This window comes from Anaerococcus sp. NML200574 (assembly GCF_026131665.1).
GTDB lineage: Bacteria > Bacillota > Clostridia > Tissierellales > Peptoniphilaceae > Anaerococcus > Anaerococcus kampingae.
This window is the reverse complement of the sequence record NZ_JAMXSM010000001.1, coordinates 163,509-174,650: the sequence shown is the minus strand read 5'-3', so window position 1 is coordinate 174,650 and position 11,142 is coordinate 163,509. Positions and strand designations below refer to the sequence as shown.

General features: G+C 35.5%; 11 protein-coding genes. 10 read left to right on the top strand and 1 reads right to left on the bottom strand.

Features of this window, described 5'->3' with window-relative positions; all coding sequences use genetic code 11:
• The first annotated feature begins 41 nt into the window (after window positions 1-41).
• From amaP to NH286_RS00760, 4 genes are read left to right on the top strand one after another with little or no spacing between them, the layout of a single operon-like run.
• Window positions 42-611 carry an alkaline shock response membrane anchor protein AmaP gene (amaP, locus tag NH286_RS00775; RefSeq protein ID WP_265236090.1) on the top strand — a complete coding sequence of 190 codons (570 nt, stop codon included), beginning with the start codon at window positions 42-44 and terminating at the stop codon, window positions 609-611.
• The gene (locus NH286_RS00770; protein WP_265236088.1) at window positions 598-882 is read left to right on the top strand and encodes a DUF2273 domain-containing protein; all 285 of its coding nucleotides are present in this window, start codon (window positions 598-600) and stop codon (window positions 880-882) included. Before amaP ends, NH286_RS00770 begins: the two co-directional genes overlap by 14 nt.
• A gap of 9 nt (window positions 883-891) precedes the next feature.
• A complete protein-coding gene (locus NH286_RS00765; RefSeq protein WP_265236086.1) occupies window positions 892-1,347 on the top strand; it encodes an Asp23/Gls24 family envelope stress response protein in 456 nt (151 codons plus the stop codon).
• 43 nt (window positions 1,348-1,390) lie between these two features.
• Window positions 1,391-2,614, top strand: coding sequence for an AI-2E family transporter (locus NH286_RS00760; protein WP_265236085.1), 1,224 nt, complete (start codon window positions 1,391-1,393; stop codon window positions 2,612-2,614).
• 32 nt (window positions 2,615-2,646) lie between these two features.
• On the opposite strand, the gene NH286_RS00755 is transcribed toward NH286_RS00760, so the two are convergent.
• Complete coding sequence (locus NH286_RS00755) at window positions 2,647-3,261, bottom strand: thiamine diphosphokinase (protein WP_265236083.1); 615 nt, start codon at window positions 3,259-3,261, stop codon at window positions 2,647-2,649.
• 91 nt (window positions 3,262-3,352) lie between these two features.
• On the opposite strand from NH286_RS00755, the gene NH286_RS00750 reads away from it, so the two are divergent.
• The 6 genes from NH286_RS00750 to NH286_RS00725 all read left to right on the top strand — a co-directional run bounded on the left by NH286_RS00750 (window position 3,353) and on the right by NH286_RS00725 (window position 10,912).
• Window positions 3,353-4,561 carry an AI-2E family transporter gene (locus NH286_RS00750; RefSeq protein WP_265236081.1) on the top strand — a complete coding sequence of 403 codons (1,209 nt, stop codon included), beginning with the start codon at window positions 3,353-3,355 and terminating at the stop codon, window positions 4,559-4,561.
• Entirely contained in the window at window positions 4,551-5,159 is a 609-nt protein-coding gene (locus NH286_RS00745; protein ID WP_265236079.1) for a hypothetical protein, read from the top strand. Before NH286_RS00750 ends, NH286_RS00745 begins: the two co-directional genes overlap by 11 nt.
• Complete coding sequence (gene malQ, locus NH286_RS00740; protein WP_265236077.1) at window positions 5,152-6,666, top strand: 4-alpha-glucanotransferase; 1,515 nt, start codon at window positions 5,152-5,154, stop codon at window positions 6,664-6,666. The genes NH286_RS00745 and malQ overlap by 8 nt, the downstream gene beginning before the upstream one ends.
• Window positions 6,666-9,041, top strand: a complete 2,376-nt coding sequence (locus NH286_RS00735) for a glycogen/starch/alpha-glucan phosphorylase (RefSeq protein WP_265236075.1) — start codon at window positions 6,666-6,668, stop codon at window positions 9,039-9,041. Before malQ ends, NH286_RS00735 begins: the two co-directional genes overlap by 1 nt.
• 4 nt (window positions 9,042-9,045) lie before the next feature.
• Window positions 9,046-9,840, top strand: coding sequence for a ZIP family metal transporter (locus tag NH286_RS00730; protein ID WP_106460931.1), 795 nt, complete (start codon window positions 9,046-9,048; stop codon window positions 9,838-9,840).
• Between the two features lie 121 nt (window positions 9,841-9,961).
• Window positions 9,962-10,912, top strand: coding sequence for an alpha/beta hydrolase (locus tag NH286_RS00725; RefSeq protein ID WP_265236072.1), 951 nt, complete (start codon window positions 9,962-9,964; stop codon window positions 10,910-10,912).
• Window positions 10,913-11,142 lie beyond the last annotated feature (230 nt).

Sequence of the window (11,142 nt, the reverse complement as noted above, 5' to 3'; positions counted from 1 at the left end):
AAGGAAAAAAACAAGGGTATTTATACCCTAAGGAGAAAAATATGGGAAAATTAATGAAATTTCTCTATTCTTTGATGTTAATAGTTTTAATCCTCTTAGGAGCCTTATTTTTGGCCTTTGGAATTGATGGCCAGGCTGTTTTTGAAGCCTTTGTCTACAATGAATATCTTTATAGACTAGTATCTAATGAAGCCTTTGTTCAATTCTTTTTCATGGCTGTAGGCATCTTACTCATAGGTTTTGCAATAGTTTTGCTTATTGTACTTAGACAAAATTCCAACAAGGGATTTGACGTCTTGATTGAAGATGAAAAGGGAAGTGTGCTTATAGCCCAAAGATCTCTAGAATCTTCGATAAAATCCTCAGTTAATAAGTTTTTAGGACTTGAAACCATAAAGGCAAGGGCTAAAATTATTGACAATAACAAGCTTGAGGCAAAAATCTTAGCAGATGACTATTCAGATCAAGCAATCGACAAGCTTGCCGAAAGAGTAAGAGAAGAGATAAAAAAGGGCTTAAACAATCTTACAGGAATTGATGATATAAAAATCGACCTAAAGATTGAAAAGAAGGAAAAGCAAAAAGAGAAGAGAGAATATGGAAGAAATTAACAAGGATACAAATCATACTATATATGATGTAGAGATGAGAAAGCTTGATAATAGAGAAAACAATAAAAAATTTCTTCTTGCTTTCTATCGATTAAACAAAGGGAAAATAAACTCTACAATCCTTAGCCTCATCACCCTTATTTGCCTATTTAACTTTGGTTTTTTCAAGACCTTGGGAATCTGGTTAGTGATGGTAATAGGCTATTTGATCGGAGCTTATTTTGATAAAGATGTAAGAGTGCTTCAAATAATTAGGAAAATTGTAAATTAAGGAGTAGACATGACAGATAATCTAAATAAAGAAATAAAAAAAGACCTAAATGATGGTAGAGAATTGGAATATGAAGAAAGCAAGCTTATCATAGAAGATAAGGTAGTTGCTAAGATTGCTAGAATTGCCATTAATCAAGTGGATGGTATCCTTGAAATGAAGGGTAATATTGCTGATTCTATAGGATCATTTTTTGGCTCCAGCGATAGGAGAACTGCAGGTGTTAATGTAGAAGTTGGAGAAAGAGAAGTAAAGATTAACCTAGATGTAATAATCGAATATGGCAAAAATGCTAGGGAAATCTTTAACAACATTCAAAGAGTAGTAAGTTCTAATGTTAGAGAGATGACTGGTCTTGAAGTAGTGACAATAAATGTGGATGTTGTGGATGTTCTAACAAGAAAAGAATACCAAGAAAAACAACAAGCAAATTCTGACGCTGACAAAAAGCAAAATAATTACTAAAAATAAGGCCTGCTAAGCGGGCCTCTTAGTATGGAGATAGAATATGAGAGATTTACTCGATAGCAAGACAAGACGTTACATATTTGTAGGATTTTGTCTGATAGCTATATATTTTGGATTTTTTTATATAGATAAGATTGGAGAATTTTTATCAAGGGCTTATCAGGTTTTTAGGCCTCTAGTTTACGGATTGGTTATAGCCTTTATAATAAATCTTCCGGTCAATTTTTTTCACAATGACCTTTTATCAAGATTTGATGTTTTTAAGAAAAATAAAAACCTAAGCCTCACCCTATCTTTGGCAATTTCATGGATAATATTTTTTGCAATGGTGACAATAGTCCTAACAGTTTTAATACCAGAGCTTTCCAGGGCAATTACCAAGCTTAGCGAAAATATACCCGTATTTTTTGATTCGCTTGTAGATTTTTTGGATGATTACAAGTTTTTAGAAAAGGCCAGCCATATTTTAGAAACTAAGATTCAAAGTCTAGATTTAGATGGGATAAGTAGGACTGTGACAGGTTTCTTGCAAGATTTCTTAAATTCAGAATCAAATATACTAAATAAGACTGGATCAATTATAAATACAGTATCACAAGGAATCCTAGCCCTTGGTATCGGCTTTATTTTTTCAATATATGTCAGCCTAAATAGAAATGGACTTGCAGATGGGATAACAGGATTTATCTTTGCCCATCTTCCAATAGATGTAGCCAAAAATATAATCTATGTATCAAAACTATCCTATGCATCATTTTCAAGGTTTCTTGAAACTAAAATCTTATCATGCATTGCCCTAGGTGTGGCTTGCTTTATAGGAATGCTCATCCTAAGGTTGCCATCAGCTGGCATGATTTCAATTCTTATGGGAGCTTTTGATATTATTCCATACATTGGAGCATTTTCAGCAACAGCCATCGGTATGATTTTGATATTTATCTATTCGCCAGCCAAGGCTCTTATATTTTTGATATTTATCCTAATATTACAACAAGTCCAACAACAGATATTTTATCCACTTGTAATAGGCAAGCACCAAGGCCTACCTGCTATTTGGATCTTTGTTTCAGTAGTAATAGGCGGGGGACTCTTCGGAGTATTTGGTATGGTTGCCTTTATACCGCTTGCAACTGTGATCTACACACTTGTGACAGATAATACCAAAAAGAAACTTAAAAATAAAAATATCAGTGAAGAAGAAATAGAAAATTTAAGGAAAAAAACTTACGAAGAAATAAGAGCAGAAAATTTAAAAGATATATAGAAAAAAGCTAGCGGCCTAGGCCTGCTAGCTTTTTATATAGAAAAATCTTCAAAAATTATTAGCAAATAGCCCGCATCCAGGCTGATTTTAAAATCGCATCCCTTAGTCTGATTAGAAACTCCCAGGCTATCATCAAGACTCATTTTATAAGAGTCAAGCTCATAGGCAAGACCGTCTATCGAAAGGATGGACTCTTCATCTAGGGCAAAAATTGATACATAAAAATCTTTAACATTGAATTCATAAGAAAAGTCAGAATCTATGATAAAAATTTCCTTGCCCCTTGCCTTTAGAGAAATATTTACACCCTTTTTCTTAAAATGGAGGAGGGTTTTTATATTTGAAATCGTGTGAGATTCACGTCCTCCTAGGCCACCATAGATTATGATTTCCTTATATCCCTTTTCTATAGCAAGCCTAATAGCTGCAACTGTGTCAGTGAAGTCTTTTATAGGATTTAGGGCTATTATATTTTTAAAATCAGGCCTATCTGTCGAATCAAAATCTCCTATTGCATAGTCAATTTTTATTTTCTCCATCTCCGCATAACGAAAGCCTTTATCAGCTGTAATCACCAAATCATTTTCACAAATTTCATCAAAAAAGCCGTCAAAATCTCCGCCAGCTATTATAAAACACCTTTTCATAATTACTCCTTTATTTTATTATAACATTTTCTTAACTATTATCACAATTAATGGTAAAATGAATATGAATTATAAAAAAAAGGAAGTAAGAATGAAAGAATTAGACAAGCAATCTAGGAACCTACTCAAGGTAGTTGTTATAGGAATTTTATTGTATTTTGGATTATTTTATATAGGAGAAGTGTCTAAGGCTTTTTCTACTCTCTATGCGGTCTTATCGCCCTTTATTATTGGCGGTGCCCTGGCCTTTATGATGAGCATTCCAACCAACTTTTTTGAGAGGAAGCTACATTCCCTTGATAAGAATTCTAAGCATGGAAAGCTTATATCAATTTCATCAATCCTCATATCATGGGTCTTGCTCATAGCTTTTCTAGTAATACTCATAAATATCTTGATCCCATCTATGGTTAAGATTGTCTATACCTTTTCTATAAGGTGGCCGGATTTTGTAAATTCAACCTATCATTTTCTAAAAAAACATGAATTGACAGAGCCTTACGCTAATAAATTCATGAATGCCTTTAGCGGTGTGGGTTGGTACAATGTTAGAAATGCTATCTTTTCATTTATAGATGGAAATGATGTTGACCTTTTCTCAAAGGCTACAGGATTTTTAAACTCAGTATCCAGTGGAGTTATTGGAATTTTTACAATGATAGTTTTCTCTATCTTTGTGCTAATTTATAAGAAAATGCTTAAGAGAAATGGCACAAGACTTATCTATGCTTTGCTTAGCGAGGAAAGGGCTGACTATATCAACAAGGTCTTATCACTTTCCTACAACACCTTTAAGGATTATGTATTTTCAAGGATGATATCAGTACTTTGCCTATCTGTCCTCACCTTTATAGGTATGAAGATATTTAAGATACCAAATGCGCCAATTATTTCGATAGTGGTCGGTATATCAGACCTTATACCAATTTTTGGTCCAATCTTTGGTACTGGATTTTCAGCAATATTGATTTTTGTTGAATCACCATTTAAGGCCCTTATATTTTTGGCCTATAATGTTATCATTCAACAGATCCAAGAAAACCTAATCTTCCCTTATATAGCAGGCGATGCAATAGGCCTTCCTGCTGTTTGGGTAATGGCATCTGTAACTATAGGTGGATCCTTGTTTGGAATTTGGGGTATGCTAATATCAATACCAGTTGTATCAGTATTTTACACCCTCTATCTAGAAAAGATTAATAACAAGCTTAAGGAAAAGAACTTTGATGATGCCAAGATTAAAGAGAAGGAAGATAAAAGTTATACTATAGAGGAGATTGATATCGGAGATGAAGATTAAAGAGAGTAATTATTTTGTCCCCGTCCTAAAGGAAGGTGCGACCTACTATGGTGGCCATCAGGAATGGCTTAAAGAACTTGGTTTATCCAAGTTTTTTAGGGATAGGGCCTGTGTGGTGACAGCCTTTACCAATGTATATTTTTACATGTTTGAAAGGGGACTTGTAGATTTTAAAACCTACAATGATATGCAATATAAATTTTATAGAAGGCTAAGACCCAAAGCAAATGGGGTTCCCACAGCCAGTTCTCTTCTTAGGAGGATAAGAATTTTAAATCATCAGATGAACCTAGGTTTATCCTACAGGATTCTTGAGGAAAACCTCCTTAAGAAGGTATCTTTAGAAAAAAAGATTGCTTTCATAGAAGAAGCCTTGGCTAAAGACTCTCCTGTTATCTTTATAAATTGGCTAAGCAGGGACATAGATATAATGAGCCACCACGGCCTAGTTATAACAGAGATGAATAAGAAAAATGATAAGCATGAACTAGTCGTATCAAGCTGGGGCAGAAGACATTCCTTCTACCTAGAAGATTTTGATAAGAGTCTAAGGACCTATACAGGCCTAATATATTTTGAAAGGAATATTTATGAATAAACAACAAAAAAGATTAGACAGATCATATGGCATAATCATGCCAATATTTTCACTGCCATCAAATTATGGTATCGGCACCTTTGGAAAGGCAGCCTATGACTTTGTAGATTATCTAAATGATTGTGGAGCCAAATACTGGCAAATCCTACCTCTAGGCCAAACCTCCTACGGAGATAGCCCTTACCAATCATTCTCATCCTTTGCAGGCAATCCATACTTCATAGACTTAGATATGTTAATAGAAGATGGACTTTTAGAAAAAGAAGACCTAGAAAATATAGATTTTGGTGGGAACGAAAGAGAAATAGACTATGCTAAACTCTACAATGTAAGATATAGGGTCTTAGAAATAGCTTTTGAAAATGCAAAAGAAAAATACGCCAAGGAAATCAAAGAATTTAGAAAAGCGGAAGCTAATTGGCTAGAAGATTACGCCCTATTCATGGCTATTAAGAAAGATAACCTTGATAAGTCTTGGGAATTTTGGGATGAAGATCTTAGAAATAGAAAAAAATCTGCCCTAGATGAATTTAAAAAAGAAAATAAAGAATTAATAGATTTCTATGTCTATTTACAATACGAATTTTTTAAACAATGGAATAAATTAAAAGAATTTGCAAATAGGCATGAAATCGAGATAATAGGCGATCTTCCAATTTATGTAGCCTATGATTCTGCAGATGCTTGGGTTAATTATGAAATACTTAAACTTGATAAAGAAACAAAACGACCTATAGTAGTTGGTGGAGCGCCTCCAGATGATTATTCAGAAGATGGACAACTCTGGGGCAACCCTATCTACCGCTGGGAATACATGAGGGATGTTGAAGGATTCGATTTTTGGAAAAGAAGGATTGGAGCCTGCCTCAAACTTTATGATATACTAAGACTAGATCACTTTAGAGGATTTGAAGCTTACTATGCCATACCAGCAACAGACGATACAGCAAGATACGGAAAATGGGAAAAGGGATTACCTTATGACTTCTTCGATGCAATCAAAGAAGCCTATCCAGATGCAAAATATATAGCAGAAGACTTAGGCTTTATAACAAAAGAAGTAGAAGATTTGATAAACCACTATGCCTTCCCAGGCATGAAGGTAATACAATTTGCCTTCGGTGATAATTTTGATAGCGAATATTTACCACACAATTACGAGAGAAACTCAATGGTATACGCATCAACCCACGACTCTGACACTCTTCAAGGATTCTTAGATAATGCTGACGAACATTTATTAGAACTTATAAGGACATATTTTGGAATCGGTGAAGATGAAAAAGATGAGAACATAAGAGAGACAATAGCAAGAAATCTTATGGCATCAGTATCAGACGTATGTATGTTTGAAATCCAAGACCTATTCGGCCTTGGCAATGAGGCAAGGATAAACTGTCCGGGTATCGTAGGTGGAAACTGGGATTGGAGAGCGGTAGAAAGCGACTTCGATAAGAAAATCGCTGAAAAATATGAAAAGATGGCAAAAACTTACGGGAGGATTTAATGAATAAGTTAGTTAAGGAAAAATTTGCTGATCAGTACATGGAAAATCTTCAAAGAATTACTTTAAAAAGCTTTGAAGATACATCAGATAAGGACAGATATGATGCCCTTTGCGATACAATCATGGGACTAATCAACCAAGATTGGAGAAGAAGTAAGCAAAAAGTTAGAAAAGAAAGAAAAGCTTACTATCTATCAGCAGAATTCTTAATTGGTAGATCTCTAGGAAATAACCTTATCAACCTAGGAATCTATGATGAAGTAAAAGAACTTTTAAATGAAATGGGCATAGACTTTGAAGAAATAGAAGACTATGAAGATGATGCAGCCCTTGGTAATGGTGGTCTAGGAAGACTAGCAGCATGCTTCATGGATTCAGCTGCCAGCCAAAAACTAAGCCTATATGGATACGGTGTTAGATATCGTGAAGGTATCTTTAAACAAGCAATCGAAAATGGCTTCCAAGTAGAATACGGCGATAGCTGGATAAAAGATGGTGACGGCTGGTCAATAAGAGTAGATTCTGATGCGAAAATAGTTAAATTTAGAGACCAACAAGTAAAGGCAGTACCATATGATATGCCAGTAGTTGGTTTTGAAAATGGTGTAGTAAACACACTTAGATTGTGGCAATCAGAACCATTTAGAGAATTTGACTTTGCTAAATTCAACAACTTCGAATATGACGATGCAGTAGCTGAGAAAAACAGGGCAGAAGATATCACAAGAGTCCTATATCCAAATGATATGCAAAGAGCAGGAAAGCTATTAAGATTAAAACAACAATACTTCTTCTGTTCAGCATCAATCCAAGATATGGTAGAAAAATACAAGAGAGACTTCCCAGAAGACCTCAAATTCGAAAACTTCGCAAGATATCACGTAATCCAACTAAACGATACCCACCCAATCATGGCAATTCCAGAGTTAGTAAGGGTATTAGTAGATGAAAATGGTATCTACTTTGAAGAGGCACTAGCAATAGCAAACAAGGTATTTGCCTTTACAAACCACACAGTCCTTCAAGAAGCCCTAGAAAAATGGTCATTTGACCTAATGGAAGAAGTAAGCCCAAGATGTCTAGAAATCGTAGAACAAATCGATAAGAAACTTGTAAAAGAATTCAAAGATAGAGGCTTCAGCGACAAGGCAATAGATCCATACAGAATCTTAACAGGCGATCTAGTACACATGGCAAACCTTGCAATCTATGTAGGATTTTCTGTAAATGGTGTAGCTGAAATCCACTCACAAATCTTAAAAGATGATACCTTCAAAGAATGGTATAAGGAAAGCCCAGAGAAATTCAACAACAAGACAAACGGAATCACACCAAGAAGATGGTTAGTATACGCTAATAGAGAGCTAACAAACTTCATCACAGAAAAACTAGGCACAGACGCTTGGAAAAAAGACCTAGCAATGCTAAAGGGTCTAGAGAAATTCCTAGATGATGAAGAAGTCCTAGATGAATTCTTATCAATCAAACAAGCAAAGAAAGACCAACTAGCTAAATACATCCTAGAAAATGAAGGAATAAAAATTGACTCACATTCAATCTATGATATTCAAATCAAGAGAATCCATGAATACAAGAGACAACACCTTAACATCCTTCACATCATCCACCTATATCACAAACTAAAGAAAAACCCAGACCTAGACTTCACACCAACAACCTTTATCTTTGGTGGTAAGGCAGCTCCAGGATACTTTAGAGCAAAGGGAATGATTAAACTTGCAAACGAAGTAGCAAGAGTAGTAAACAACGATAAGGATGTAAATGACAAGCTAAAGGTTGTATTCGTACAAAACTACAGAGTAACCTACGCTGAAAAACTCTTCCCAGCAGCAGATGTAAGTGAACAAATCTCAACAGCTGGTAAGGAAGCAAGTGGTACAGGTAACATGAAATTCATGCTAAACGGTGCCCTAACCCTAGGAACCCTAGATGGAGCTAACGTAGAAATCTTTGAAGAAGCAGGCGAAGAAAACAACTACAGATTCGGAGCAACAGTAGAAGAATTAGCAGAAATAGCAGATTCTTACAATGCTTTTGAATACTATAGCAAGGATGAAGACATCAAAGATGTAGTAGATTCCCTAGTAAGTGGAGAATTCAAAGACCAAGATTCTTACTACTTCCTAGACATCTATAACGAGCTAATCAAGCCACAAAATGGCGGTAGAGCTGACCAATACTACCTATTAAAAGATTTCGCATCTTATAAAGAAACACAGGCTAAATTAAACAAAGAATTTAGAAATAGAAAAGAATGGGCAAGAAAGTGCCTAAAGAATATCGCAAACGCTGGATTTTTCTCATCAGATAGAACAATCCTAGAATACGCAGACGATATTTGGAAAATAGACTAATAAAATGAATAAAGATGTAATATTAGGGATAATGATCCCTTTCATAGGAACAAGCTTAGGGGCTGCCTGTGTTTACATCATGAAAGGCGAGCTAAAAGAAAAGGTCCAAAAGGGCCTTTCTGGCTTTGCCGCAGGTGTAATGGTAGCAGCATCCATCTGGTCATTAATAATGCCAGCTATGGACATGGTAGAAGATAAAATGGGTAAAATGAGCTGGATACCAGCAGCAGTAGGATTTCTTGTAGGAATCTTCTTCCTCCTATTTTTAGACAGCGTAATCCCTCACCAGCATATAGATAGCGACCATCCGGAAGGAATGAAGGCAGAAAGCCTCAGAAAAACAACCATGATGGTTTTAGCAGTAATCATACATAACATACCAGAGGGAATGGCAGTAGGAGTATCATTTGCAGGAGTCCTCTATGGCAATACCCATATGACAATGGCAGGAGCCATAGTCCTATCCATAGGAATAGCCATCCAAAACTTCCCAGAAGGAGCCATCATATCAATGCCTCTAAGGGCAGTAGGAGTAAATAAACACAAGGCATTTGGAATGGGTATATTTTCAGGTGCAGTAGAGCCAATCGCAGCAATTTTAACAATAATCCTATCCCACTACCTAGTTCCAATCCTACCTTATCTTCTAGCCTTCGCAGCAGGAGCCATGATGTATGTAGTAGTAGAAGAACTAGTCCCAGAAGCAACAGGTGAGGGCGAAGGCCACACCAACATAGGAACCCTTGGTTTTTCGGCAGGCTTTGTAGTAATGATGATCTTAGATGTAATGCTAGGATAAAATATTTATGAATCCCTTCGGGGGTTCTTTTATTTTACATAGATTTGATAAAAATATGATATAATATGGATAATAGGAAAAAATAAAGGCTAATTAAAAAAAGTTACATGGAGAGGGATTTATGAAAAAGATTCTGAGAAATATATTTCTAGGCCTATTCGTCTTATTAATTATAGGGATAATCGCCATTTCGATTTTCACAGGCAAAGCTGTCTTTGATGGCTATACCAATGCAGTTAGTAGGGAAGAGACCCTTAAAAATTCTATGGAATTTAAGAAGGATTATGACGATTTGGTTAAAAATTATAGGATGGAAAAACTTGAGATTGAAAGTGATGATTTAGATCACAAAGTCCCAGCCATTTACGCAAAAAAAGATGGAAATAAGAATGTAGCTGTCCTAGTCCACGGCATGGGAGGGACAAAGGAGACTGTAAGCCCGATCATGAAAACTTTCTTAGACCTAGGCTACGATACGATTGCCTACGACCAGAGATTTTCTGGGGAAAATATGGCTGAATATAATACCTTTGGAGTTTTAGAAGCAGGTGATGCAAAAGCGGCAATAGCCTACATAAAAGAAAAATACCCAGACGGCAAAGTCATTCTATGGGGAGAATCCATGGGAGCCCTTACTAGTGTAATTGCAGCAGGAAAAAATGAGTCAAACATCGACTACCTAATCCTAGAAAGCCCGGTATCAAATGGCCAAACCATGATAGTAGACCAAATGAAAGACATTGCAAAAGACCAGGCCATACCCTTATCTTTTCTAGTGAGAATGGGAGATTGGTATTCGAAATTAAAACTTGGCTATAAGTTTGCTGATATGGACGGGACTTCTTACATGAAAAATATCATAATCCCAACCCTAATTACAAACTCAAAAACAGACAGCCTAACCCCGCCATACATGGCAGAAGACCTATATGCGTCAAAGCCAGATGACAAAAAAGAACTAATCACTGTTGATGGTTACAAGCACGCCTCCTTTGCCTACAAGGATAGGGAAGGCTATAAGAAAATAATCGGAGACTTTTTGGAAAAATATTCTAGAGATAAGACTGATTAAAAAAGATCTAAATGGTAAATATCTTATAAAACAGAAAAAGAACAAATCTCAAATAGCCTAGAATAATTATAGAATAAAGGGAATCCTTATCAGATCTATTTAAAATATGTAGGCAAGTAATGACTAAAAAAACTCCTTCGAGTTTTTTTTTATAAGGAAATTTTAAGATTTTACTAACAAAATTTGTAATATATTTAGAAAATTTTATATTAAGTCACAATTGCTTGATT

Coding starts and splice junctions, on each gene's coding strand:
- amaP (WP_265236090.1), top strand. CDS start 42: ATGGGAAAATTAATGAAATTTCTCTATTCTTTGATGTTAATAGTTTTA.
- NH286_RS00770 (WP_265236088.1), top strand. CDS start 598: ATGGAAGAAATTAACAAGGATACAAATCATACTATATATGATGTAGAG.
- NH286_RS00765 (WP_265236086.1), top strand. CDS start 892: ATGACAGATAATCTAAATAAAGAAATAAAAAAAGACCTAAATGATGGT.
- NH286_RS00760 (WP_265236085.1), top strand. CDS start 1,391: ATGAGAGATTTACTCGATAGCAAGACAAGACGTTACATATTTGTAGGA.
- NH286_RS00755 (WP_265236083.1), bottom strand. CDS start 3,261: ATGAAAAGGTGTTTTATAATAGCTGGCGGAGATTTTGACGGCTTTTTT.
- NH286_RS00750 (WP_265236081.1), top strand. CDS start 3,353: ATGAAAGAATTAGACAAGCAATCTAGGAACCTACTCAAGGTAGTTGTT.
- NH286_RS00745 (WP_265236079.1), top strand. CDS start 4,551: ATGAAGATTAAAGAGAGTAATTATTTTGTCCCCGTCCTAAAGGAAGGT.
- malQ (WP_265236077.1), top strand. CDS start 5,152: ATGAATAAACAACAAAAAAGATTAGACAGATCATATGGCATAATCATG.
- NH286_RS00735 (WP_265236075.1), top strand. CDS start 6,666: ATGAATAAGTTAGTTAAGGAAAAATTTGCTGATCAGTACATGGAAAAT.
- NH286_RS00730 (WP_106460931.1), top strand. CDS start 9,046: ATGAATAAAGATGTAATATTAGGGATAATGATCCCTTTCATAGGAACA.
- NH286_RS00725 (WP_265236072.1), top strand. CDS start 9,962: ATGAAAAAGATTCTGAGAAATATATTTCTAGGCCTATTCGTCTTATTA.